Raw genomic sequence first — 25,482 nt, 5'->3', positions numbered from 1 at the left:
CTATGCGGTATTGGCGGCAAATACCAAGGCGCGGTCCATGTCGAGATGAGTCGAGGCGTACGTTGCGCGCTTCACGGACATGGGAAGAGCCCAGTCCCATTTTTCGCGGTCTAGATTCTCTATCTCTGCGACCGTTTCCATGGCAGTTGCCGGGTCCAACTGTCCAATCTCACGTAACACTTCGCTCACGCGGTTAACACTTCCGTTCGACACACCGATAACCGGCCCATTGTTAAACGCGTCGAGTTTGTTGGCACGCAGCAGCAGGACCAGAGCGTCGTTGAGGTAATCACCTTTCCAGGTGGCGATGAAGGTAGCTGCGCCCTCCTGGAAGATAATGGCTTGGTCCAGCGACGCGTCTGAATAATATCGACGCGCCTCTCGCAGCATTCCTTGGCCCGCGGCGTCCAGAAACAATACGGGTTCCGCGCCCGCCAGAAGACGCCGCATTTCGCGCCGCACCTCGTCATGAACCATCGCGCCGTTGCCATCAAATTGCGGCGGAGCGCCACCTTTGTCGGGTGTTACGTAAATGGTCTTTCCTTCTTGGTCGACTTCTTCGACACGCCAACGCCGTCCGCCAAATATCAAGCCCTGACCCTTGGTCAGCGGGTGCGCCACTGGGACGCTTCCAAGCTGGCGTCCACCAGCAATCACCCGAAATTCTTCATCGCTGGCGAAAGCCGAATAGAACTCGTAGTGGTTGACCAGTTTTTCACCGACCCCGCCGTGAAGGAGCAGCCCGTTTGACGATTGGACAAGAAGGTCCAGCTTGCCCAGATTCTGTAAGACCTCCGTGAATGAGGACTTATCTATTGCCTCGAACGTACCACTGGCTATCAGGCTGGCCCAAAGCTCTGCGGCCGTACACCCACCACGCTCGGCGATGATGGACAGAATTTGCTGGATTAGAGTCGACGCATGCATTCCGCCAGCCCTAGGCGGCTCGAACCATCCTCGCATCAACAGACTTACCATCGCGACTGACTGGACCAGACTTTCCCGTATCCGGTCGGAAAAATCGGAATCCGCCTTCAGCTCCGATTCGACGCAGTACCCGCGCAAGATTGCTGGCTCGCCCTTGCGCCGGCCTGAGCGCCCGAGACGCTGACGGAGGCTCGCTACCGATGGCGGTGCGCCAATCTGCGCGATGCTCTTTACTGCACCGATGTCGATACCGAGTTCCAGCGTTGTAGTGCAGATGGCGCTCGCCGGCCTGGTACCGTCCTTGAGTGCTTGCTCCGTGTCCTCGCGGAGCTCCTTCGACAGGCTTCCATGGTGAGGCCAGAATTCGTTCGGATATCCGTCTCTTTCGCAAGCGCGGCGCAAAAGGTCGGCATAGGTTTCGACGAGCCGCCGGCTGTTGGGGAATATGAGATTGTTTGAGCCACGCAGCGACTTGTACAGCTGGTTCGCGACGTCGACGGTACTTCCGGGGACCGCATCCTCCAGCACCGGATTTTCTAAATCGGGTTCCAGTTCGATTCTGGGCGGTCGGAGGACAAAGCCCTTTATCAGGACCTTCAGTTCCTGACCGCCGCTCTTCGATTCGATGACCTCGACGGCGGCGTCGTGGCCAGGCCGAAGGAATTGCGCTGCAAGTTGCATGTCGCCGAGAGTGGCCGAAAGCCCTACGCGCGGCACTCGCCGCCCACACACGCGTTCGACGCGATGCATCAACGACTGGAGTTGCTTCCCGCGCTCAGAGCCAATAAACGCATGTAATTCGTCGACAACGATGTAGCGCAGCGCACCGAATGTTGCCTGCAAGGACGAACCACGATTGACAAACATCGCTTCGAGAGACTCCGGCGTTATCAGCAGAACGCCCTTTGGATTCTTAAAGAATCGCTGCTTGCGGCTAGCTGACACGTCTCCGTGCCAACCAATCACCGGAATCTCAAGTTCCTCGCAAAGGTCATTCAATCGCGACCATTGGTCGTTGATGAGGGCTTTCAACGGGCTGATATAGAGGACTGACCCAGTACACGGCTCGTCGCGCAGCAGATTCGACAGAATGGGAAGGAACGCTGCTTCCGTTTTCCCGGCCGCTGTCGCTGCTGCGATGATGATGTCACGGTCTGCATTGATGAGCGCGGGTACGGCGCGCTCCTGCGCGTCGCGTAGCTCGGTCCACCCCTCCCTCCAGACCCAACGTCGAATCTTTTCGTGGAGCAGGTCGAAGCTTCGGGAGTCAGCCGAGGCGGAAGCTGGCGAATTCATCGTCACCCTCGGTCGCAACGTCCGCCACGCCTCCCGTATCCTTCTCGACTTCGAGCTTCCCAATCAACTGCCGCCAGTCAGCCGACGGATTTTGTTCCAGAACCGCTAACAGGTTAATGAACGCCGTTATCGTCGTGCGCGGTGTTCTGAAATAGGTGTCACCGAGCCGCATGGCGCAATGCGCCATGAAGGCCGGAATCGCCTCCTGCGGCAAAATCGCCTTGGTCGCGTCGCCGAACGCGTGGACGATGCGAATCTTATCCAGGAGGACATAAAAGTCCTCAGGCGTAAGGCTGGCCAGCCGTATCACCGGACCGGTGTAGTCGACAAAACCATTCGTGGCAAACGTGTTTTCGGCAAGCCGCGACTGAAGGGCGGTGTAGCTATAGAGCCCCCGCTTCGTATCGAGCAGAAACTCGGGGGTACCCCCAAGAACGAACCCCAATCCTTCTGCAGACCCTTGGAGCGAATCGTTGAGAATCCGCAGAATCTGTTCGTAGTTCGAGTTTCGCGCCTGGACGTTCGCGAGTTTGTATAGGTTCACCAGCTCGTCGAGGCACACCATCATCCCGCCGTACCCGGCGAGTTTGACAAACCGAGCCATGAGCTTGAGTTGGTCGTACACCGATGCGTCATCGATGATGGTGCGAACCCCGAGTGCCGACCGGGCATCGGTCTTGGTGGAGAACTCGCCGCGCAACCAGCGAATCGCGTCGCCCTTGAGCTGCTCGTTTCCTTCGTCGAATCCGCGGCAGTATGCTGCGATAACGTCCGCGAAGTCGTATCCATTGACCATCTCGGTCAACTGATTGAGCTGCAGGCGAATCACCTCCTCGCTCGTTCGCCCCGAGGCCTTAGCCTCTGTTTTGGCCTGCCCAATGAACTTCTCTACAATACCCGCGAGCGCACCGCCGTCAGGCTTCGTTCGAGTCGACATGTTCTTCGCCAGTTCGGCGTACAGTGAACGCGCCTGACCACCGGAGGCATGCAATCTTCTATCAGGGTTCAGGTCAGCATGGACCGTGACCAACTTCTTTTCGAGTGCGATGGCTCTGACGAGATTCAGAAAGAAGGTCTTCCCAGCGCCATATTCGCCCACCACCACCCGGAAACTCGAGCCGCCGTCCGCGACACGACCGATATCCTGAATCAATGCTTCCAGCTCTTTTGCGCGGCCAACCTGGATTAGATGTTGCCCGATTCGGGGGACAACGCCAGCGCGAAGGGACTGAAGAACCGCATCGCGGTCCTTCGGGCGAATTGTTGTCATTAGGCTAACCTTTGTGCAAATTCCTGATTGATTTCGACTGGGTCGTCGCCGTCAGTCAGCGGTTCGTCCCAGTGGTCGAGCGCGGCTTCGTTTACCTGTTCCATCGCGCCGTCGACCATCAGTTCCAGGTCCGATGCCGCGTCAGAGAGCTCCGAGCGAGTCCATGATGGACGTGACAGCAAAAGGCGCAAGAACGTCGAGTGCGCCTCGTCCAGTCCTAGCAGGCTTGCGGAGCCCGGTTGCGACTCCACGGTTTCCTGGACCGGTTCCGCAACCGGGACCTCTTCCGCAAAAACATCAGCCAGTAAGGCGGAGACTTTCGCCGTCTCCTTCTGAAGCGCCTCGATTCTCGAGGTATCCAGCGCAAAAACCGGTTGCGCCAAGCTGTTCGGCGCCTTGTCAGTCGCGGTCAAAGTCCGCGGCGCGTTAGAAGAGCCGACAACAGTGTTGCCATGCAGGTCGCCATAGAGCCGCTGAGGGTCGAGACCTAGCATTTGATAGAGTTTTTCCAGCATTTTTACTTCGGCCGGTGACACAAAGCCATCTGCGTTTGCTGTCTGCACGAGCAGCGTCGCGATGGACACCTTCACCTCCTTCGAAAGCGGTTCAAGGCGCTTCTTCAGGCTCGCGGGGGTGGGCGGCTGGGTAATCTGCACCGCTACGCGAGCTTTGAGCCTGTCCTGCTGTCGCGGGGTTAATTGCGGCCACGACTCAATCTGGTGATGAATCAACGCAACTTCCTGCTCGGACGCGCTGCCGTCAGCCATCGCAATCGATGCCGCCATGTCCACCATTAGCGCGAACGTCAAGTAACTGTCGTCAACGAAATTAGTTGAGTTGCTTGGCGGCGTCGCATACAACCCGACATATTCGGCGTTCTTCGGCGTCCGCCCCGAAATTCGCGCATCTGGTTCAATAGCTACGCCGGCCTCTCCCAGAACGCGGGCGAGAACGGTCAGCTTGTCGCGCGTAATGTTCCCAGACGCCTTGAATTTTTCGAGCAAGCTTCCAAAAGTCATCACGACTGTCCCGCTGGCGACAGTTGAAGCAAGTGAGACAAGCTCCTGACGAGCACTCTCCGGCCACAACTCGACCGGCAACGTGAGCGCACTTTCCAGCGAGCCTTTCGCATCCGGATTCCGGCCCAGAAATCTGCTGTATGCATCGAGCGAGTCGGAGCACTCGTTGACCAGTTGCTGGAGCTTGTTCCTCGGTCCCGTCACGGCGGCAATATCAGGCAGCGACGTAATGTAATCGGGGTACTCGATGCCCTGCAGTGCAGGGAAAGCGGTTTGCGCGGACACCTTCAGCTTTGTCTTGTTCGCTGTCAGCTTCATGCCATCGCGGAATTGGTCCCGATATTTCCACTGGAACAGTTGGCGAAATTCGTCCTCGCAGCGAGTCACGGGGGTTCGCTTATATACGCCACCGTCGCCAAGCGCCCAGGCAAGCGCCCAATCTGAAGGCACCGGCTTCTTATCGACCGCAGCCTGACCAAACGCCACGCGTATGCTCAGTGGTACCTCGAACGCGCTGCTGATTGTCCCCGGCACCTGGTCGTACTGGCGTTGAGGGTGGGTTAGATGGACGAAAACGAACTCAAGCAGGCCATCGATGTGAACGGTCCGCAAAACGTTCGAATAAATCGCCTTCAGACGCTTCAGTTCACTTGCGATGGCTTCAAATTCGCCTTTTTGCACCTTTCCCTGAATTCCGTCGAAAAGGACACGCCTCTCAAGACCGTACAAGTAAAAAAGGGCAAAGCTTCGATGCAATCTCGGGTCAGAGCGGTCGGAAGCCAGCCACTGAAGGTATGCGCCACGTTGCTCGGCCGAAAAGGACTGATAGCTTAGCCAGTAGTCTTCCGACCCGGCAGAGAGGTCGCTGGCTGTCTTGGCGACATTTGCCTTCGGATTCAGGACGCACGCGTCCAAGCTGGCAGTGTCGACGCGCTTGGGTACACCGAGATAGAACATACCCCCTGTAATCGCTACGCCGCTAATCTCCACCTTTTCGCCAGGGCCGACCCATCGAACGCCGGCGGCGGTTTCAAGCGCGGGCCGCGCAATTCGATAGGACGAAGAGGGTGAATCTGCTGACAGGGTGACTGTCAGGAATTCGTCGTCGGACTGGGCGCGACGGCCGATATTGGTGGGCGGCATCGAGGAGCTTGAGGTAGGGCCGTGTGGTGCGGCAGAAGGCGGATGGTTGCTGCTGGTAGCAGGTCCTTGTTCCTTCTTCTTGCCGAAGATAGCGACAAGCACACAGCCGAGCACAAAGACGAGGAACACGGTCCACCCGCCCTTCGGGGCAAATATGATGGCCATGACGATGGCCACAACCAGCGTGCCCGCGCCGGAACCCGATTTTTTCGCCTTCCGGCCCATGGTCTCAATCTCTCGCGTCTTTTGATTATGCGGGTTGACTCATTCGGTCATTGCCGCCATTTTCGGGAAGTATATTACGACCGAAAGAACGTGACCTCGGAACGGAGCCTGTTCAGATTACCGCTTTCCTCGCTCTTCCGTGACTAAGCCGATGCCGCGCAGATACCCAAAATCGCTTCCGAACGCCCAAACTGCAGTTGCTCCCATGAACACAAGTCTGCGCGTAGGGGACGACGTCTGATTTGGTGAAGCGAGGGGCATTCGGCAGGCAGTTCGTTGGATTGGGAAACCGGACGCAGACTCGCCCATTGGTACTTCCCCACAAATGGCGTCGCGATAGTGTCAACAAAAACACCAACCGCCGCCAACAATGGATTCCGCTGCAAGTTTGCGCTCACTCACATCACACAACTACGCACCAACCTACCCAACTTCATCCTTGTCGACGTGGCAGAGTTATTCGGCCGTCTCGTCGCGCGGCCCATCCACCTCGTCCCAGCGACGAAGTATCGTCGGGTCTACCCAGTCCGCTGCACGACGAATCCATTCCGCGTCAATCACTCCGTCATTTGACGACAGCTTTTCGGTTTCGAACTTGTCAGCAAGAATTCTGAGGCGGTTAGCCCGCTCAAGTTTGATTGCCCACTCTTCAACTTGTTTGAGACGGTCGAGTGCCTTCATCCGTATTTCGGCCCGGCGCCGCCCCTCCGCTGCCTTGGCTTCTGCGATGACTTGGCGCTTGGCGTCAAATTCGGCTTTCACGCGCCGGCGTATCGAAAGCTCGCGAAGTCGGCCGATGAATGCCACGATTTTGGTTTCAACGGACGCGCTCCGACTGTCGCCAATTTTTGCCAGCTCATAGCTGCTATCGGGCTCGGTCACCGCGATATCAAACTCGCCCGTTGGATGATATTCGTACTGCTCGGTGTAGAAGTTGAATCCGACCTGTTCATTCTTCTGTCGCTGTTCGCGCGTCAGCGGGATAGGTTCACGCCGGTTTCTTTCGCGAATTTTGAACGACAATTTGAGGTCTAGCACGAAAACGAATGCTCGAGTGGCGCCTTTAGCATCGGAAGAAGTAGCGTAGCCTGCGGCCATCACCGATTCAAGCACAAGATTGAGGAGCAGCACCGCGCGCAGGCAGTTGGCGTTTGATGCGTCGACCCACATCAGACCCGCGCCGTCACACCGGCGCCAGTCCTGAGCATCGTGCCCCTTGCCATCAAGCTTCTTCGCGATTCGTTTCGTGAGCGGCAAACAGTCCTCCAGGGATGTCCGCAAGGGAAGGTTTGGTATTGCGGGGCGATGCGGTAAGTCCTCTTCAAGCCTTTCACGATATCTGGCATCGAACTCGTCGTCTAACGGCGCAACGTACCTAGAACGGCGATAAGTCTTCGGTCCCTTCGTCGTGCCAAGCGGCGGCCTTTTCACCGCCCGGCCCGCAGCCAATTTAGCCCAGTAGCCGACTGGTGGAAGCGGCACTTCGAGGTCCAGGCATATTTTCCGAAGCCCTACGTCGGAAATCGCATACCGCTTCGCGACCTTGGTAACCGGTTCGTTCCACACTTGCTCGTAAAGCTCCTCTCGCTGAAAGTCGGTGTATTCCCAACCCATCTTCATACCCCCGCAGAGAAAACAATGGTCTGCGCGAGCGATGAAATGCTGCGCAGACCCGACACACCTGTTACATCACCTATCTCGACGCGAGAGGATATCCCTCAAGTCTCTAAAGCGACGCGAAAGTCTAAAGATATACGAGCGTCCGCCGATATTACGATTGAGACAAAATGTAACGTTGGAATAGTCCTTGCGAGAATGATATGTTTTTGCTGCTTGAAGATAGAAAAGATAAGGAACGAGCGCAGCGCAAATTGGAGGCTGCTTTTAAAGGTATCTACCAGACCGAGAAGCAACTCAACCTTGGTTGGATGGGAAACAACCGCGCAAGCGATGTTCACACAAACGGCCAAATGTGGTACCGACACGAGCTTTTTCTGGATGGCAAGGTCGACCGGTGGCTAAACTGGTTTGGATATTTGAACTCGACAAACGGCGCGCACATCACTGTCGAAGTCAATGTTCCGACAGACAACAACTCTCAAACGGTGTCAGGATTCTTCGCGCGCGACCCCGCGAGCGGCCGGGTGCTGCTCATGCACGATGGCGGACTTCGGGGCGGCCGAAAAGGTGTTGGAAAAAGTGCGTATCTCGCATGGTCCACGCACGAACTGATGGAAGTGGCCGACTCAGGCGGGAATATCCGTGCCGGCATCATTGTGGCAAGTTTAGACAGTAGAAGTTTTCAAACTGAAATCGAGCGATTTGTTGGAAGCGTTCGGGCTTTCAAGGATGCAGTCCAAGACGGCCTCTTGAATACCGAAGCATTCAGAAAAAGAGAGAGGGAATTCCGCAAATACAAGCGTGAGTTCTCAGGTAGAAAGCGTGGCTCGCGAGCCGCGGAGATAGACTATATTTCGCGACACGGCGACATTGTTGACGCGCTTAAGGCGTGGCGTGAACTGACTCTCGAGCATGGAGAGGAGGTCACCAACACAGGATATATTGACCTTGTTGTGATTGGACCCCGGAGCGATGTTAGAGAGATATTTGAGGTAAAGACGGGGTGCACTCGCGGTCACATCTATACTGCGATTGGTCAATTGATGGTGCATAAGATTACCACTCCTTGCGCTCAATCAATCGTGATACCCGCCGGGGACGACCTTCCCGATGGCTTGGAAGGCGCGTTAAAGAGGCTAGGAATACGTACCGTTCGTTTTCAGCTTAAGAAGAAGTCTGTAGAGATTCTCGGCTATTCACATCAAAAGGCCTGACGTGAAGGTGGATTTCGGGCCGTGTGCGAGCCACCCTTACCTTGAGACCAATCCTATCGCTGCTCGATTTCATTCGAAGGACGATTGAACATCGAACATCGGTTATGTTTCGTCATGGCCATGCCGATATACAGTTTCGGCTACTCAGAACGTCACCATGCTCAAACGGTCGAAAGTCGGGCACTATCTCGCGGATGCTTGGCTGAATGTTATCAGGTCGGAATATTGTGCTGGCCACATAAACTCCGAGCGCAGCCTACAAGGCCACCTGTTTGCAGAGTTGCGGCAGCAGATGCGGGATGACGGTCGCCAAATCTTTATCGAGCCTCGAGTCGATTTGGTTGCTGAGGCGCGTATCGTGCGTCCTGACATCGTGATTTGTAACGCGAAGAAAGTCATCTGCGTTGTGGAATTGAAATATGCGCCACGAGGGCAAGCCGCGACTGAAAAGGATATGCGGAGTATCGGCGCGATTGCTGTGGACCAGACAATCGAGATTTCGGTCGAACGCTACCTCGGACCCCGCATCCCTTCCAAGCCGTACAGGATATCAAGCACGACTTTGTTCGCATGGGCCGGCGTGCACAAGGGTGGCGCCCAGCAATCAGAAGTCTGGACGGCAGACGACAGATTTGCGAACCACTACTTCCTCGAATTGCATGCGCTCACAAAATCGGATGCAGAACCGAGGCTGGTCTGCAATACCAATGCTTTCCGCCGCCCCAAAGGGTACGAAGCGCCGTAGCCAGGCGGAGCTGGCAAGCCAGCGCTTTCTACCGTCTAGGTCGCGCCACGGACAGCGAACGCGAGGCGTCTCACGATTGCAGTCGCTCGATGAGGCGGGACCAGTAATATTCAGCGGCCCCTTGTTCCGAAAGTTGGTCTTGCGCGGAGCCGCTCACCATGTTCATCATCGGTTTAAAGAACAATTTTTGGGTGTCTTCTTTGACCGTCAGCGCTTCGTTGAATCCGTTGGCATTGGAGCTGACCGAGTCAGCATACCGAATCTCGCTCGAGCCGCGGCCGTAACTACCTATGGAAACTGTGCATTGCGTGACGGCCTTGCCCGATTTATAGATGCTAGCAGTGAACGTACGCGAATCGATTCGTTCAAACCGCGTCTTGAAATCCTCATTTCGCTCTTCAAGAGCCTGAAGCGTCCCCTGGAAGAACCGAGCAATAAAATCAAATCCGTTAGTCAGAAACGCATCTCTGTCGAAGTCCGAAAACTCCTTCTTTAGCCGCAAATTGCTGGAGCGAGGAAGCGGTTCGTGTGCCGGTACTGCTGCCTGCGCGCTGCCCCCCGGCGTAACCATTGAAGGATTCGCGCCGGTCGCGGCGCGCGGAACGGCCGTGACCGCTTTGCGGATAGACTTCGCGACGTCTGTGAAGGCTTCGTCCTGATTCGGCCATGACGTCACAGGTTTGCCGTCTGCGGGCGTTGCGAGCAGCTTGCCAAACGGTGCACCATGCCAGTCGCACGCGCGCAAAATCACAGGAATAACTTGGGCGTCGCCGCTGGCGTGACGTTCAAGCGCGCGTTCCATTTCGGTCGAATAGCAATAATCTGAGGCGATGAAACTAGCGCTGACCAGCAGAAGGATGACGTCCGCGCGCTCAAGTTCGCCGCTGATAACATTGTCAATGTGCGAGCCCGCGACGATACGTCGGTCATGCCACGCTTCTATAAGACCTTGCCGCTTTAGAAGCGACAGGTGAATCTCCAGCTCGTTTCGAAGCGCCTCATCTGCGTGCGTATAAGAGAAAAATACTGTTGCCATCTTGATGTCCCCGCATTCCATGCATTACGACGACCGTTGAACGGCCTCAATATTTCGATGCAAACGCTCGCTTCATGGCCGGCGACAGAAGATGAGCGTTGTAGACTTGGGCATCAGCTAAGCCTGCCGCGCGACAGCACTCGCGAACGGGCGTCAGACTTCGCTTGATGCCGCGGTTGCCGCCATGGCGGCAGTTGTATGCTAGCCAAACTAAACGTAGATAATGCCATATCACAGCGGCCGCGGAGCCGCGGACATTCGGCGCTAGGGGTAATGATGATTGACGAGAACGATGAGGTCCGAGTTTTTATCAGCTACTCGCACAAGGACGAGTCCCATCGTGGGCAGTTGGAAGACCATCTGGCCATACTGCAGCGAACCGGAAAAATATCGAGCTGGACAGACCGCAAGATTGTCGCGGGCACAGACTGGGCGGCCAGCATCGATGCCAACGTTCAGTCCGCAGATATCATTTTGCTCCTCGTCAGTCCAAGTTTCGTCTCGTCGCCCTACTGCATGGACAAGGAGTTAGCGATTGCCCTCGACCGTCACCAAGCCGAGGCCGCCACGGTAATTCCCATCTTCGTCAGACCAGCAGACCTAGAAAGTGCGCCGTTCATGAGCATTCAAGGCCTACCTAGCGGCGGCGTACCCGTCACAAAGTGGGATGACTCAGACACAGCGTGGCTTGACGTGGCAAAGGGAATTCGTGCAGCCGCCGAGAGAATTGCGGAGCGAAAACGCAGGCGAACAAACGCAGCGGCACCGACAACGCTCGGCGATGCTCTGTCGGCGTATGTCGAGAGGCTAGATACCCGTCTGCAAAACGGGGCTTCCGTTTCAGGCTTCCTGACCGGACTGGCCGATTTTGACCGCGCGATTGACGGACTCCAACGCGGTGACCTCGTCACGGTTGCGTCGCGGCCCGGCATGGGCAAAACAAATTTCTGTCTCGGGATTGCGGCGGCAATCGCCGGCGCCGGTCTACCAACCGTGTATTTCAGCACGAAGACGTCAACTAACGATGTCGTGGAGCGACTCCTCGCAAATTCCGCTAGATTGCATTTTTCTCGGCTTCGGAGCGCACGTATGCCCGACGACGACTGGTCGGCGTTCGTGGCCGCAGTTCATAAGCTCGGCGACAGCAACTTGCTGTTAGACGACACCACGCACCTAACTTTTGAGGCAATCAGAGAAACGTGCAGCCGTTTCAGAGAGCAACAAGGCGCTATCGGTCTGCTGGTCCTCGATTCCGTTCACTATCTTGATGTTGGCGCCACGGGAACACACGACGTGCCGGCAATCGGTAGAGCATTGAAACGTCTCGCTCGAGAGTTCGATTGTCCAGTCGTTGTCACCGCCGGCGTCAATCGAGAGCCGGAAAAGCGCCCGAACAAGCGCCCCGTCATGAGGGACCTCGGCGCATGGCACGAACTGGGCGAAGAGTCCGACGTCGTTGCGTTTTTACACATAGAAAGCCACTACAACCCAGATACGCCCGACAGGGGAACTGCAGAGATATTAATCGCGCGGAACCAGCACGGCCCCGTCGGAGAGGTCCGAGTCTTGTACGACGAAAAAACCGGAACGTTCGAGCATTGGTCGGTCCCGTCATTTTCACAATAGCGTGCAGCCCGGCTACGCAAACGGGAACACCCTCCTAAGCCAATCGGTAAATAACGGGATAAGGTTCTGTTTGAACGTCGTCCGAACGCGTTGAGCTGTTCGCCCCGGCCCTGACCGAGGTTGACCGAGACGCCATCTAACGAGCAATTGCATCACACATGCAAACATACAGCACCGGTGTGCCCCAGCCGAAAACGCCTCAAGACTTTGAGGACACGTGCCATTTGATTTACAGCGTCGTCTTCGACGACCCAACAGCCGCCAAATACGGGCGTTCGGGTCAGCAACAGCACGGAGTAGACGTTTTCGCCATGCACAAGGGGCGGAGATACGGAATCCAATGCAAGCAAAAGACGTTTGGGAAGCTGACTGCGAAAATCATCGATGACGAGGTTAAGGCCGCAGACGAGGGACCTGTCAAAATCTACGAGCTCATCGTTGCCACCACCGCTCCTAACGATGCGAAGCTGGTTTCGTATGTGTCGGAGTTATCCGACAGTCGCGAGGCAGCCGGAAAGTTTCGCGTTAGCATTGCTTTCTGGGACACACTTGAGGGGCTGGTCCGTAGATACCCGGAGTTGCAGGCGAATCTGGCGCCACACATGCCCGGGGGACTTCTCTGGGAGCAAGGCCAACGGCACGCTCGACAAGAGGAACTCCTCGAACTGATTGCAGGCAAATTCTCAGCCCAAGTTTCTCCGACCGATTTCTCGGCCTCATCCATTCCAGACGCAAGAGTTGACTCGCTCAACAAGCTTGTCGACACGCAGCTAGATGCCGTCAAGAAGCTTCTGACTGAAGGTAGGTTCTCCGATGCCTTGACGTCCATCACAACCCTCGGTCAAAGCCTTGACGCACTTGATGTGCATCAGCGGAGCCGGTGGTACACGCAGCGTGCTCACTGTTATTGGCATCAGGCCGCCTTTGAAATGGCGGCATCTGACTTCGATGCCGCGTACGAGCTGACGCCTGACGATGATAAAACGGCCGGGAATGCCGTACGCGGATTTCTATTGAGAAGCCAGTTCGGGCAAGCCCTTGAGCTGGCCGATGCCGCGCGCAAACAGTTTCCATCATCGGCCGGTGTCTTCGCGGCTTGGCTGCAGGCATCCGACCGCATGGGCAAGCGCCTCAAATGGCGGCGTGACGTACCGCCCGAGTTCCGCGACACGCAAGACATACTCTATGTGTTTGGCTGGATTGAACTCCTTGCTGGCCGACACGCTGAAGCAGCGCAGTACGCCAAGAGGGCTTGCGAGAAGCAAGACGTTGGCTTTGACCATCGTGCGCTGCTCATTCTGGCGCTTGTGAACCGGGTCTCGGCCGACGGAGCGTTAGCCAGTGTTGGGATAGTGCCGACTGAACTGCGTACTGCCCTGTTGGACGCAATTCAGCTGTTCCAGCCGCTTGACATCAAGTTGTGGAATCGGCAAGACCCTTTGCAAGCTGGACAAACCGCAGCGTGCCTTGGATTTGCACACATGATGACCGGAAACGCCAATGTGGCGAAGGAGTTTCTGGTCGCAAGCCTGCTGCGCATCCCTGATGACCCGCAACTGCATCGTGCTTGCATGGAAAGCATCATGCGAGCAGAAGACCAGAACGCCGCCTTTGAATTCGGCATCGCGAATCTCGATAAACTCGATGACGAAGGAAAGCTCATAGTTGCAGAGATTGGCGCTCAGCGCGGAGACCTCTCATCGGTCGACCGTGCCCGGGACACTCTTACTGCCCCCAATGGCGAGTGTGCCTACGCAGACGAGTTCCGCTCTTTTCGCTGGCTGGCTCTCGCGAACAGCGATAAAGCCGACGACCTCCGTAGCGAACTGACATTCGAGCTGTTTAGCGCGGAGACGTCCATCCCGGCGCGCGTTATTGCGACAATCGTTGCCCACCGTCTCGGCCTGGAATGGGCAGTCCGAGCAGGTCAGACGCTTGCCGCGGAAATTACGAAAGAAAGTTCGACTCGCGACGTCTTTCTCGTCGCCCGAGCATGCTCTTGGCTTGACCAACACGCGACCGTCGTCCAACTTCTAGATTCGAGGTTGCCCTCAGGTTTCATCAGCGAGCCACACAAGCTGCTGTTCGAAGCACTTATTCGAACCGGCTCCCGTCGGAAAGCTCTGAGGATGCTACGCGAATTTCCGGACACGGCGATGACGGATGCAGATATCCGGTCGCTCGCCGTGGAACTCGCGCAAGATGCCAACGACTGGAATGAAATGTCGCGCCTCGCAGAGCTTCAGCTATCGGCCTATTCCAACAAGGCAGAGGCATGGGTATTCCGGGCGATAGTCCTGCTGCGGCAAAGACAAGTCGCGAAAGCACAGGAGCTTCTCAGGGCAGAAATCCCGCTCGAGCTCAACGGTGCGTTGCGAGTCAGAGGTCAACTTGCTCGCCTTGAAATCGACTTCGGCACCCGTGAGCGCGGGTTCAGACGCCTGTATCTGCTTTTCAGAACCGCTCTTGCTGATGCCGATGCCGCATCGGCCTATCTGCTGCACCTGCTCGTCCTGCCACCCGAGTCGCTGCCGCCGATTCCAGTCGAAGTAGGACCGGGTACGGCCGTCACATTGACAACGCCCGAGGGTGAGGTGAGAACTGTCATCTTTGACCCTGATGGCATTTCCAACTTGCCGAAAGCCGCACAATTCGAATCGCTTGCGAACGAACCGTTTAGCGATATGGCCGGCAAGCGGGCCGGAGATGTCGTACAAATTCCAGATTTTCTGGGGATTCGACACGACTTCCAAATTACGGACATCGATTCCGCGCTTCGCTATCTTGCCAGCAAAGCCCAAATGATGACCAGCCAGTCGGTGGTCCCAAATGGTCCTTTGATGTCCGTCGAGATACCCAAGCGGGAAGATGGACAGATGGACCTGACCAACCTCCTGAACATGCTAAAGGCCCGTAGCGACCGGGTTCGGCAATCGTTCGAGGCATACGCGAAGGGGCCAGTTACCCTAGGCATACTGGGGCAGTTGCTTGGCGCACCCGCTGTCGCTGTGGCTAGTGACTGGCCACAAGACGTCGACGTAAAGCTCTACGTTTGCGCAGGCTCTCCTCAGGAGCGAATCGACGCGGACGACCTGATGAAGACGTGGGCAAAGCCGCTAGTTGTTGACCTGACGGCAATAAATGAGCTCACGGCGAACAATCTCGAAAAGACGTTGGCCCTATTCAAGCCGGTCTATATTTCGACCTCCGCCGTCGACACTCTTGAGCAGCTCATCACAACGGCCACCTCGGAACGCGCGAAGGGGCATATGCGCGAGGTGAACGGCCAGATTAGCATGGTCGAATACGACGACAGCTATCACGATGCCCACAGAGCTTATCTTCACCGCGTCCGAGCTTGCATTGAGGAACACTGCGAAATCGTTCCAGCGTGGGGCATTGACAATCCGCCAGAGCACTTCGTCGAGATAGGCAAGCTACTTGAGGCCGAGTCATTTGATGCACTTCAGCTTTGCCTTGAAAAAGAAGCAATGCTGTTGACCGTAGATGGCCGTCTGCGAGAAATCGCCAAAGCCATTGCCAACATCCCGGGGGTCTGGCCGCAAGTTTATTGCGTTACGGCTGTCCCGAGACAGCTCTGCACTCTCGACGAGTATTGGAAATTTGTTCTCACGAGCGTTGCCAAGCGGCGAACGCATACTGCGGTCGCCATGGCAGAAATCGCTTGGACGCTGCTCCAGCCGGAGAAGTTGCAACGGGAAGCGGTTGCAACGCTGCAGCGATATTTTGGTGATGCCGGTATCGAAATATCAAGTGCAGTGGGCGTCATCACCGAAGGGCTGCAATATGTGATGGTCAACGGAGCTACCCTCCAGGCCGCTAGTCGCGTAATGGTTGCCATGTTGGCACCACTGTTTGCAAGGCCGGATGTTCACCCTGACGGGATGCAAGCGCTCGTGCAACTGCGACTATCAGAGTTTCTTCGAACAGTACATTCAGGAGTCACACATCCGTACGAGGCCGGTCCAGCAGAGGCCCGACACGACCTCTGGCTGCGGGTCGTGAAAGGTTCGATTTTGAAGGCAAGAGCGTTGGGCACAAGCGAATCCCTTGTGGACATCACAAAGCGAACGCTTGATGTCGCACCGGTGTACGCGATGAAGACGCCAATCTTCGTCGCGACGAAACCACGCGCTCCGACTGAGCAAAGGGGAAACTTGTTGGCGACAACAGAAGATGCTAGCCAGACATTGGACAATGAAGAGTCGATTGAAGCGGGGCCGGGGCGATGAGAGACTGCCAACTTGATGAGGCAAAAAATTGAGCACGGACATCTCAGACCTGCACCAAACCGCGCGACGGTCCGCGATTGAGCGAGCGGAGAAGGAATACAAAGTCCAATGCGACGTGTTTGACACGGCCGACCGAAAGGCTCAGGCGACAACGACAATCGCTGGCGCGCTATTGGCAGCGGACTTAGGCTTTGTTTCCAAGCTCAGTGAGACGCCTAGTCTCGTCGCTCAGGTCATCTTGGTTGTAATCACGCTCGCCCTAGGCTGCAGCGTTCTTATGGCGCTATGCGCCATGTATGCGCGCGATTCGGAACTGCCAGCCAGCGGTGCCGAAACAGAATCCAAGTACAAAAGCTTGATAGCGCAGACTACGTCCGATAACTTTAGCAAAGCAGAAATTGAATTGCTCGATTTCCTATTGGAGAAGCTGCAACAAGCGAACGCATCAGTTGGCGTAGTCAGCAGTAAAAAAGCGGACTGGGTTCATCGTGCTCAAAAAGCACTCATTGCCGCAGCTTTCGCGACCATTGTGCTCACCCTCGCGTTGACCTTTTACCCAAACCTCCTAGCCTTGAAGTCGGGTTCCGAACCGGCAGTCGCTTTGGCTCCTGCCGAGGCGAGCAACGTCGACCAGTTGAAACGCCCACGACTTGACCCTAGTTCTTCAGCTTCGATTGCGTACTCTGCGGAGACTCCTGCCGAGGTCAAGTCCGCTTCTAGTTCATTGGCGACGGCTCCACACTAGAAGCCGGAAGCCTCTAACCGGGTAGGCGGGCGCCATTATCCCGGGGCGCGGACCGAATCCCCTTTGCTGCCGCCATCTCCACTGCCCATCGAGAATGGACATCGGCAAGCAGTTCTGGTGACAGATGGGGACCATGGGCAGGAGTTGCGTTCCGCGATGCCTCGTACCACGCCTGGTAAACGGGGCTTTGACTCAAGCCGCATATGCCGGTGCTCGATGAACGGCGCCGAGCATCTGCTTCATTCAAGGCTTTCTCGATAACCGGGGGCCACCTCGCATAGGCAAAACCAGTCGAGGGATGGTGCACCCTTGCCAAGGGCACCTCGTCACACAGCGGTATCAGAATCCGACCGAGGCGCTTACTGAAAGCAATGACAACATCCGGCTGCAAGGCCTCGAGCACATCGAGGAAGGCTGCTTGACCCATATCCCATGATGTACTTGGAGGAGCGACGCGCGGAGCAGACATGAATTCCTGAAGGAAGTTGTAGTAGCAGACTCGCACGCGGAGCATCGCTCTTCTTCAATCAGGTCGCCGCCGGTCGTTTTCACCTTTACGGCCTTGTCCTGGACAAGTTTATCTAGGAGCGGAGAGGACGCTCCCTTCACCGTGAACAGCGCGGCGCCCCGGCGGGCGCGGGTCAGCGCGACATCGAACAGCCGCCGTTCTTCGCTCAGCGGATACGCTTCTTCAGTCGGCATCGCCATTTCCAGAGCGGGGTCGTCCCCTCTTGTGCTCGAGAATGCGCGGGGGGCAACGCCTACTGCTCGCCCCTCGATGAAGCGAACGTCGCGGCCGCATACCAGCACATCGTTTCCCGAACATCTTCGGTTTCCGACCATTTCCATGGTGTCTGAGAACAGACCGATGGCTTTTCGACTCGTAGCGAGAGATTGCACGTGGTATAGAACGGACACGGACACCCGGGTAGAGCGCTGGTCGGGAGAAAGCTGTGTTCACGGATGTGGATTTGCATGAAGTTGAACGCTGCATGCATTTTTCTCCACCCAAACTCAAGGCGCTCATCTCGCTCGTCACTTCTGACGAAGTCGAACATAAGGTCGCGGCAAACGTCGTCCGGGTCTCCCGACCGCTGTTGTATGACGCAGCATGCACCATACTCCCTGATTGAGTCATCCATCACTTGAAGATTGCGGCTGACCGCGTCCACGATGGCAAGTTCGAAGAACGGGTCCTGGAGCCGCCGCTTGAGGTTTCGACTCATGGTGTTCACCACGCTCTTTACCGCTTTCGCCATGGGCTCATCGACCGGAAATCGCGCCTCGATACGACGCAGAACCTCGGTAGCGAAAGGCTCATTTCCCGACAGGGTCTTCACAGCCCGAGCCCTCAACTCGTCGATGAGCGAAGCGCCTTTGCTGTGAAGGGACTCAATCAACTCGAAAATCATGAGCAGCGTCGCCGGAGGGTCGGAGTCTTGCAGCGAGCAGAGCATGCAGACAATAATTTCTTCGTCCGTGAGGAATGGGTACTTCAGTCGGAAGATGTTGCGCACGAGCTGATACGGCGACACGCGCGGCGCCGGCGAAATCTTGCCAAGCGCCGTGTTCAGTCTGTCCTCAAGCATCCATGCGACGCCCTCGATGATTTCATGGCTACCAATTAGAACGCTGGCGACTTCGTCGATTTGCTCGGAAGGAGCGACGTCGCAACGCAGCTTGGTCACATCATATTCACTGCCAAGAAGGCGCCGCAGCTCTCCTTCCACGGAAATCAATTTGAGTTCACTCAAAGCCCAGTTCGGAAATTTAGACTTCGATGACAGCCGCGATGCCCGCCAAAAAGCGAGCCTCTGCGCGATGTCTTGTGTCAGGTCTGATGACAGGTTGGCGAGCCCCGTCGAGTACGTTCCAACACTGCACGAATGGCGGAAATCGGACCAAATCGCTACAGCGTTTTCGAACGCCGTTATTCCGTGAAGGGTAGAGACATTGTGCAGGTAGTGGACCCACTCGTGGAAGAAGTACCCAATCGTCTGCGTTGTGAACCCTTCAATATCGTCGGGGTTCGCGAACGCAGTGAGGTTGTTGGTAAGACGAATAACCAGGTAGTCTGGCAGGAATGAGGCCGCTGTGATGTAGCTCATAGCACGTAAATAGTATCGGTCGAGGCCTAGGTGCGGGGGTTATAAGTGAGGCTCGCGTAACCACGGCCCATTCTGCGAGGGCCACTGCCGGGCCGTCACCTCAGTTAGCAAGCTGCCACGTATGAAAAAGACGATGGCTACCTGAAGAGCAGTCTGCTCCATGTGCCGTCGAGATATGGCAACTAGCCGCGCGAGGTAGCGTCCTGAACATTCTCAATCGTGGAAGGCCCCGCAGACGTTCCCAGGAGGACAAGACCCGCTGAAGTAAAAAGCGTTTCAGGGCCTTCCGCAACCGTAATCTTCACGCGCTCGGTATCACCGACTTCGACGAACTTCAACAGCCTCTCGAATCGAAGGACCCGAGCACACTCCGAAAGAAAAAGGCCTTCGAATCTATGGCGTGGCAGTCTCTTGAGCTTGCGGTTCAGCCAAGCGGGCGGAACAACGAGCGCATCTTCGCCATTCGAACTCGCTCTTAGTTTCAAGCGAACGGACCGGCGCAAACGCTCCGAGAATGTCTCGCGCTTGCTGGCGGGGCGCTCCCTTTCCAAAAACTCACGCGCGGCCAAGAACACTGCTACTGCACGGAGAAGTGACCCTTCTGCTCGCAGATACCGATTGGGAATTCCAATTTTCACATCCATCGAAACCGAAGTCGGGGCGACGGTCCAGCCTTCCTGTTCCGGCATTTGGACGCCCGCATCAGCTCTCAGCGCTTTGAATTGCTCGATGGCTTCGATGATTTGAAGAACACGAGCAGCGCTTTTAATGAGGACAAAGCCCTCGTCTCCTGCCTGAACGTCAGACGGAGGGTCGACGGCCATAAACGCCAACGGCTTGCCGGTGTCGACGCTGGTGTGCACGCAAACCGCCGTTTTGGCAGGCATTGTCGGGGAGCCGGCCCAACCGATAGCCGGAAGACCTTCCAGCTGTTTCAGACCTTCGCATATCCTCGCCCACCTTTCCGGCGCAACACCTCCTTTGCTCTCGAAGACGTGCCAGTCGCCCGAATCCGCCTCGACAAGGAAATCCGGAGACTTCTTTGAGGTAGATGCAAACGACACCAGACGCTCCGGCTTGAGGCTGACCTTCGCGTAGATGCCGACATGCAAAAACGACTTCATTGGGTCATCGCCCGCCTTGAGCCATTTGCGTGCGGCGAGGTATGCACCCATGCTGCCCAATATGAACGACAAGGCTACCTTTTCTGATTGTTCGACTCGTTTGTAAAACGGTCGAGGAAGTCGGCACTTTCCGTCCATGTGGAAACATGCAAGCACCAGAGCCAAACGCGCTTTCAAATAGGACCTCAAGTCGGCACGTTCGCGCGGATTAAGTGCAAGGTGCGTCTTCCAATCCGCTCGCCGGCCGTAGCCACATTCAAGAATGGCCGCCGCGAACTCGGTGTCGGTGATAGAAACTGTGCCGGGAAGCATGCCTTTGCTGCCAAAGGGCACTGCAGCGGCCGCCTTGAAATTGCTCCCAACGAAGGCCAAGGGCTTGACTCCGGCCGGCTTTGAGAATTTCTTTGCAGCAGGTTTGCAGGGAACATAGAAATCGAACTGATTACCGGGTGGGAGCTTCGTTGTTGCCATGAATCAAGTGGGTTGAGGGATGGAGGTGGGCTATAACCCGAAGCGTATCTGAGTCAGCCTTCGACGGGAACAGGTTCAATTGAGTTTGCTATAGCTGCAGGGGTTTGGAGGCCTTGGCAGTTCCGGCGTATGGGCCCAGCGGAAACACGGCGGATTGCGCCGAGCGATGGACCGAGTTGCTTGCGCGCAATCGGTTTTGGAAACAATGAGGGTGGAAAGCGTGGGGGCGAACGGCGGAGAGCCGGAGATGCGGGTGCGGATGCGTGTGCGGGAAGCCGTGGAGTTGCTGGCATGGGGGTGGCCGGAGGATTATCCGGCCGGGGCGGTGGAGTGGTTGATTGCTGGTGAGGCCCGGGGGCGGGGTGGGAACTAAATCGGGGTGCGCAGCGAACGCTAGCTCATGCGCGAGGTGAAGGTCAATGTCGCCTACCGCTGGTTCGCGTGGTTTCAGCTGACCGACAGGGGTGTCGGATGCCTCGACGTTCTCGCAGAATTGCCGACAGCGCCTGACCATCTCGAGTTCGTGCTGCATGGGGGGCGGCTTCTTGAGCACGACGTTCATTAAACGACAAAGCCTGACGCGTGGCCAGGCTTTGGAGGGTGCTTTGTCAGCAGTCTGGCGGGACCGAATGGCGGTGCCACAGTCATAGGTGAATGCGCCATGGCCGCATGCTGATGCCAACACGCCTCGAGCGACCTTGCAACAGAAAACCGGAGGCTCGAGTTGTTCGACTATTTCAGGTCGAGCCGTTTCTCAATCCAATACTTTGCAGTCGTGGCGCGTTGGAGTAATGGGCTGGTCGGATTTTTTTCCTGAAACCCATCCCGGATTTCGAGTGCCCACTTGATTTGTCTTGGTGAGCCTGACAGCGACGGTAGGCTCTTTGCCGAAGCTGCGGCTAGCAGTCGCCGCAGGGTCTCTTCCGCAGTTCGTGCTTGCGCAGTGTGTGCTTCACAGTACCTGCACGGGTCCGATGGTTTGGATAGTTCGGCGACGAAGTCGTCTATTGACCGGACTGTCCTTTCGGCGAAGTGTCCGCAGGCTTTTTGTCTGTTAACGCTAAGTCCGCTCAATTGCAGCTGGTCGTCGACGTGAATTGTCGTCACGCTTAGCCGTTCTCCGTCTGCAGCAAGTTCGTCGATTTCCGCCTGGACCTGCGGGAGCAGCTCTTTCCGGCGCGCGATTTTGCGCTGTGCATGTTCCGCCTTCGCAAAAGCATGAGGGCTCATTACCCGAAGTCGTTCGGACAATTGTTGGCGACTCAGCTCGCCAAGAGAATGACCTGCCAGCTCAAAGAATACTTCTGGACCCTCGCTGCGGTTCGAGTCCGCGTAACCGTATGCGCGATACACGCCATCGCCAGCGAGTTGGTAGCCTACCGAGCCGCTTCGCTTCGTTCCGCTACGGTTGTCATTCATTGGGAGCCGCTTTACCAACAAATCACCGCGCTCTGAGATGCCTTCGACCTTTTCTGAGATGCCTGGGCCGTGGGCACCGCCGCCGGCGACGGCGCCGTGAAAATGCTCTTCATCAACGCTGGATTTCCCGAAGGAGATTCTATTCATACGATTGCTCCCTTCAATCAATAATGTGATGTTGCGTTCGCCGACGAGGCGGCCGGACCTTCTGCGCGCGGTCGGTGAAGCCTGTGGTTCGACCTTGGTTGGATGTCCTGCGTCCTCGTCAATCTCCCGACATGGGTCCGACTTGGATGCGGCCGGCGACAGTCGGCTCGACTCCAAATACGGTGCATATCTGTGACATATAGATAGCGGCGGTTTATATCGGCCTGATAGAACTTTTCAGATTTTTTGGCTCGGAACGTATCACGGTGTTAGGCAGCGCCTGAACGCCGGCCGCGCGTATCGCATCGCGAGCGGTTGGTGGCGGGCGGCAACGAGAAAAGTAATCCTCGCATCGATGTGGGAGCGGCTAGAAGACCCAACAAGTAAGGCTGTGCTGCTGTCGTTGGTTGCGCGACTGTCATGGGCCCAGATAGCGTGTCCACGTGCTGATGCGCAGGGCACATCAAACGCTTGCCTGTTGTCTCCTCGGGAACTTCTTCTTATTTCTTTTTAGGAAAGAGGCTCTTTTAGAAACGAAGAAACTTTTTTTAGAGTTTTAGCGAGCCGCGTTTATATAGGTGTTCAGGCGCGGACTGCCGGATGGGCGAAGTGTCTGGCTGACTTGCGTCTGCTCGAAGCATCCCTGAGTCGTTGGCGCAGCGACGCTCTGTGCATTTGGGTGGACGAACGGGTAGGAAGCTAACCGTGGCACGCCCCGATGCAGCGTCCGGTAATCCGTCAGGCGCGATGGAATGGAGTCGCTTTGGCCGCGTTATGTGTGACGCTGTTTGTCTAGAGTTGGCATCTTGAGCCTCCGGCTGGGTGCCGATATCAATATCCCCGCAATCGCGACGAGGGTGAATCCACTGCCAGTCCGGATACTGCGGCACTCGGTCGCGTCGGTTGAATCAGATTTCCTGGTGATGCGGACGCTGCTGGGCACGCCCAAATTCAAGCCGAAGCCTGTCCCGGAAGGCATGACATTTTGCGCCAGCGTGGCTCAACAGGAAGGTGCATGAGTTGACGGATTGATTCGGAAGGTCCGCGAACATCTGAGCGAGATAACAGGGGAAATACGGGTTTCCGGGTCAGGGCATAACCGGATGCGACAGCACGTTACTTGCCTGCGCGCGCAAGCCACTGGCTGTATGGAACAGGCAGCACCACGTCGTCGAAGGTAATCTGTCCGACGTAGCCCAGAAGATGCTGCGGTTTGAAGCCCTCGCCATAGTCGATGGCGCTGCTTTGCTCCCGGAAGATTTGCTGGTCTGCCTTGCGGGGCAACTTGCGACCGGTGTAGAACTCGGCCAGTCCGGCAGGCCACACGCCGTTGTTTACCTGCGCGGCGCGGATGCGGTCTTCAACCTGATGCCGGAAGCTGTGGTTGCCAAATCCGTTGCCGAAGCCCAGACGGTCGCGCACGTGCCGCAGGAGCGCCTGTTCATATGGCCGGCCCCAGACGGGTGCGCGTCCGCCCGCCAGTGGGACTGCGGAGGCAAACAGGGGGGTGGTAGGCGCGTGAGCCTCCTGAAACGAATCGATGAATTCACGGAAGCCCAGCGCGCACAGCGTCGGATGAACGGGGACCGTGCGATAGGTCGAAGCATTCTTGAGCGAGCGCTCTGGCAACGCCTCCAGTTCGCTTTCGCCGTCATCCAGCAGCGACGTCTGAATCGTCATCAACAGCACGCCATGAACGACTTTGAAGTCGTGGCTGACCAGTTGCACGACCTCCCGTACGCGGGACCCGTGGCACGTCGCGATAAGCGGCCCCCAGTAACGGGCGGCGAGGTCGCCACGCATTTTTCCCGTCCACACCGTGGCGCCCGGGTCGTACCATTCAGACGCAAAGAGCTCGGTCAACTGCTGGGCGCTGAACGGGTAACGCGGGCGCTTGCGGGCTTCCTGCTCCTTCCTGGAAAGAGTCGGTGTTGTCTCCACGCCATTGACCGGATTTGGCGCGCTCATCCGGCCCTGCGTGCGGGCCAGCGCGAACATGTCGCGGAGCGCCCGTTTGGCGTGTCCGTCGACGTAGCCCTGCGACCACCCGTCATCCGGGTCCTTGAGGCGCGCGCTCAGAAAGTTGTAGATATCAGCGTGCGTGATGCTGTCGAGCGCGACGTCACCGCTGAACGCGACAAAACGCCGCCAAATCGACACGTTTTTTGAAATCGTCTTGGGGGTAACGGCGCCGGCGCGGTGCTCCTCGTAGGCGGCAACCATCTCGGAGAGCACACTGCCCCGTGGCTCGGTCACGGGAAAGGCCAGGTCATCGCCCCTGTTGCGCAGCGCAATGATTTCCTGCGCGGTCTTTTCGGCTTTGGCAAAGCTTCGTACCAGGTCAGGAAAAAGCGGGTCCGTGGGATGAACCAGGTAGCCCATGTCACCTGCGAATTCGGTTACGGTTTCGACCACGTCCGGCCACGATTTTCCCGCCTTGCCTTGCGCGAGGACACTGCGCATCGCAGCATCGGAATACCGGCAAAACTCCTCTACTGCGGCGAGTTCCTCGTCATCCAGGCCCCACTCGGTGCGTTCAAACCGGTCGGTAAATTCCCATGACGCCAGCCACGCGCCGCAGATTTGCTGGATGAGGGCAGGGCTCAGAATCGTGTCATGGGCGTCGGTGTTCGCGTAGCGTGCGTCATCGAGCAAAGGCTGCCACTGTGCGCGCAATTCCGCTTCGATGCGTGCGGCTTCCGCCCGCGCGCGCGTACGGTCTGCTGTCCCCGTGGTACGGCGGACTTCTTTCTTACCGATGAGGGATTGGATGGCGACGGGTACCGTGATACGCACGTACCAGTTCTTGCTCCGTCCGCTGGGGTGGGGAATGATTCTGACGGACACGTCGTTTTCCTGCACTGGTCTGGCACACATAACCGGCACACCAAGCCTTCCTAACCCGTTGAAAGGGCAGGATTATACGGAAAATCAACGCCTTAGGGACAGGTGGCGGAGGCGGTGAGATTCGAACTCACGGAAGGATCACTCCTTCGCCGGTTTTCAAGACCGGTGCCTTAAACCGCTCGGCCACACCTCCAAGCCCTAAATTGTAACCTGAAAAATCCTCGTTGCGGCGCTCGGCGGATCGGCA

15 protein-coding genes, 1 tRNA gene and 1 pseudogene are annotated in these 25,482 nt (G+C 56.9%); 6 read left to right on the top strand and 11 right to left on the bottom strand.

Annotated features, from left to right (window positions below; genetic code table 11):
- The 4 genes from AYM40_RS15630 to AYM40_RS15615 all read right to left on the bottom strand — a co-directional run bounded on the left by AYM40_RS15630 (position 1) and on the right by AYM40_RS15615 (position 7,500).
- Positions 1-2,223, bottom strand: a complete 2,223-nt coding sequence (locus tag AYM40_RS15630) for a DEAD/DEAH box helicase (RefSeq protein ID WP_063497003.1) — start codon at positions 2,221-2,223, stop codon at positions 1-3.
- Positions 2,195-3,493 (bottom strand): ATP-binding protein, encoded by a 1,299-nt coding sequence (locus AYM40_RS15625; protein ID WP_063497002.1) that lies wholly within the window; start codon positions 3,491-3,493, stop codon positions 2,195-2,197. The genes AYM40_RS15630 and AYM40_RS15625 overlap by 29 nt, the downstream gene beginning before the upstream one ends.
- Complete coding sequence (locus tag AYM40_RS15620; RefSeq protein WP_063497001.1) at positions 3,493-5,880, bottom strand: TerB N-terminal domain-containing protein; 2,388 nt, start codon at positions 5,878-5,880, stop codon at positions 3,493-3,495. Before AYM40_RS15620 ends, AYM40_RS15625 begins: the two co-directional genes overlap by 1 nt.
- 456 nt (positions 5,881-6,336) lie before the next feature.
- Positions 6,337-7,500 carry a hypothetical protein gene (locus AYM40_RS15615; protein ID WP_148662176.1) on the bottom strand — a complete coding sequence of 388 codons (1,164 nt, stop codon included), beginning with the start codon at positions 7,498-7,500 and terminating at the stop codon, positions 6,337-6,339.
- 200 nt (positions 7,501-7,700) lie between these two features.
- Here AYM40_RS15615 and AYM40_RS15610 point away from each other — a divergent pair, with 200 nt between their 5' ends.
- Both AYM40_RS15610 and AYM40_RS15605 read left to right on the top strand, forming a co-directional pair.
- On the top strand, positions 7,701-8,714 hold the full coding sequence (locus AYM40_RS15610) for a hypothetical protein (protein WP_063496999.1): 1,014 nt from the start codon (positions 7,701-7,703) through the stop codon (positions 8,712-8,714).
- 157 nt (positions 8,715-8,871) lie between these two features.
- Positions 8,872-9,459, top strand: a complete 588-nt coding sequence (locus AYM40_RS15605; protein ID WP_063496998.1) for a hypothetical protein — start codon at positions 8,872-8,874, stop codon at positions 9,457-9,459.
- 70 nt (positions 9,460-9,529) lie between these two features.
- Here the strand turns inward: AYM40_RS15605 and AYM40_RS15600 are convergent, their stop codons facing one another.
- Positions 9,530-10,495: a toll/interleukin-1 receptor domain-containing protein gene (locus AYM40_RS15600; RefSeq protein WP_063498046.1), complete on the bottom strand. Its 966-nt coding sequence runs from the start codon at positions 10,493-10,495 to the stop codon at positions 9,530-9,532.
- Between the two features lie 273 nt (positions 10,496-10,768).
- Here AYM40_RS15600 and AYM40_RS15595 point away from each other — a divergent pair, with 273 nt between their 5' ends.
- From AYM40_RS15595 to AYM40_RS15585, 3 genes are all read left to right on the top strand, one after another.
- Positions 10,769-12,121 carry a DnaB-like helicase C-terminal domain-containing protein gene (locus AYM40_RS15595; protein WP_063496997.1) on the top strand — a complete coding sequence of 451 codons (1,353 nt, stop codon included), beginning with the start codon at positions 10,769-10,771 and terminating at the stop codon, positions 12,119-12,121.
- Positions 12,122-13,692: 1,571 nt separating this feature from the next.
- On the top strand, positions 13,693-16,374 hold the full coding sequence (locus tag AYM40_RS15590) for a tetratricopeptide repeat protein (RefSeq protein WP_420488481.1): 2,682 nt from the start codon (positions 13,693-13,695) through the stop codon (positions 16,372-16,374).
- A 28-nt stretch (positions 16,375-16,402) separates the two neighbouring features.
- Entirely contained in the window at positions 16,403-17,119 is a 717-nt protein-coding gene (locus AYM40_RS15585) for a hypothetical protein (protein ID WP_063496995.1), read from the top strand.
- Between the two features lie 339 nt (positions 17,120-17,458).
- Here the strand turns inward: AYM40_RS15585 and AYM40_RS15580 are convergent, their stop codons facing one another.
- The 3 genes from AYM40_RS15580 to AYM40_RS15570 all read right to left on the bottom strand — a co-directional run bounded on the left by AYM40_RS15580 (position 17,459) and on the right by AYM40_RS15570 (position 20,822).
- Entirely contained in the window at positions 17,459-17,821 is a 363-nt protein-coding gene (locus AYM40_RS15580; RefSeq protein ID WP_063496994.1) for a hypothetical protein, read from the bottom strand.
- Between the two features lie 59 nt (positions 17,822-17,880).
- Positions 17,881-19,227: a hypothetical protein gene (locus AYM40_RS15575; protein ID WP_063496993.1), complete on the bottom strand. Its 1,347-nt coding sequence runs from the start codon at positions 19,225-19,227 to the stop codon at positions 17,881-17,883.
- Positions 19,228-19,409: 182 nt separating this feature from the next.
- Entirely contained in the window at positions 19,410-20,822 is a 1,413-nt protein-coding gene (locus tag AYM40_RS15570) for a hypothetical protein (RefSeq protein WP_148662175.1), read from the bottom strand.
- 376 nt (positions 20,823-21,198) lie between these two features.
- On the opposite strand from AYM40_RS15570, the pseudogene AYM40_RS43715 reads away from it, so the two are divergent.
- Positions 21,199-21,334, top strand: a pseudogene (locus tag AYM40_RS43715) (transposase); the annotation flags it as partial.
- Between the two features lie 220 nt (positions 21,335-21,554).
- Here the strand turns inward: AYM40_RS43715 and AYM40_RS15560 are convergent.
- The 3 genes from AYM40_RS15560 to AYM40_RS15545 all read right to left on the bottom strand — a co-directional run bounded on the left by AYM40_RS15560 (position 21,555) and on the right by AYM40_RS15545 (position 25,428).
- The gene (locus AYM40_RS15560; protein ID WP_063496990.1) at positions 21,555-22,388 is read right to left on the bottom strand and encodes a hypothetical protein; all 834 of its coding nucleotides are present in this window, start codon (positions 22,386-22,388) and stop codon (positions 21,555-21,557) included.
- Positions 22,389-23,504: 1,116 nt separating this feature from the next.
- Positions 23,505-25,235, bottom strand: a complete 1,731-nt coding sequence (locus AYM40_RS15550; RefSeq protein WP_148662174.1) for a DUF6538 domain-containing protein — start codon at positions 25,233-25,235, stop codon at positions 23,505-23,507.
- 103 nt (positions 25,236-25,338) lie between these two features.
- A tRNA-Ser gene (locus tag AYM40_RS15545) sits at positions 25,339-25,428 on the bottom strand.
- Between the last annotated feature and the right edge of the window lie 54 nt (positions 25,429-25,482).

The organism is Paraburkholderia phytofirmans OLGA172 (assembly GCF_001634365.1).
Taxonomy (GTDB): domain Bacteria; phylum Pseudomonadota; class Gammaproteobacteria; order Burkholderiales; family Burkholderiaceae; genus Paraburkholderia.
This window is presented reverse-complemented; position numbering and strand designations above follow the sequence as displayed.

Coding starts and splice junctions, on each gene's coding strand:
- AYM40_RS15570 (WP_148662175.1), bottom strand. CDS start 20,822: ATGGCAACAACGAAGCTCCCACCCGGTAATCAGTTCGATTTCTATGTT.
- AYM40_RS15630 (WP_063497003.1), bottom strand. CDS start 2,223: ATGAATTCGCCAGCTTCCGCCTCGGCTGACTCCCGAAGCTTCGACCTG.
- AYM40_RS15615 (WP_148662176.1), bottom strand. CDS start 7,500: ATGAAGATGGGTTGGGAATACACCGACTTTCAGCGAGAGGAGCTTTAC.
- AYM40_RS15560 (WP_063496990.1), bottom strand. CDS start 22,388: ATGAATAGAATCTCCTTCGGGAAATCCAGCGTTGATGAAGAGCATTTT.
- AYM40_RS15605 (WP_063496998.1), top strand. CDS start 8,872: ATGCTCAAACGGTCGAAAGTCGGGCACTATCTCGCGGATGCTTGGCTG.
- AYM40_RS15610 (WP_063496999.1), top strand. CDS start 7,701: ATGTTTTTGCTGCTTGAAGATAGAAAAGATAAGGAACGAGCGCAGCGC.
- AYM40_RS15625 (WP_063497002.1), bottom strand. CDS start 3,493: ATGACAACAATTCGCCCGAAGGACCGCGATGCGGTTCTTCAGTCCCTT.
- AYM40_RS15620 (WP_063497001.1), bottom strand. CDS start 5,880: ATGGGCCGGAAGGCGAAAAAATCGGGTTCCGGCGCGGGCACGCTGGTT.
- AYM40_RS15575 (WP_063496993.1), bottom strand. CDS start 19,227: ATGAGCTACATCACAGCGGCCTCATTCCTGCCAGACTACCTGGTTATT.
- AYM40_RS15600 (WP_063498046.1), bottom strand. CDS start 10,495: ATGGCAACAGTATTTTTCTCTTATACGCACGCAGATGAGGCGCTTCGA.
- AYM40_RS15595 (WP_063496997.1), top strand. CDS start 10,769: ATGATGATTGACGAGAACGATGAGGTCCGAGTTTTTATCAGCTACTCG.
- AYM40_RS15580 (WP_063496994.1), bottom strand. CDS start 17,821: ATGCCGACTGAAGAAGCGTATCCGCTGAGCGAAGAACGGCGGCTGTTC.
- AYM40_RS15590 (WP_420488481.1), top strand. CDS start 13,693: ATGGAAAGCATCATGCGAGCAGAAGACCAGAACGCCGCCTTTGAATTC.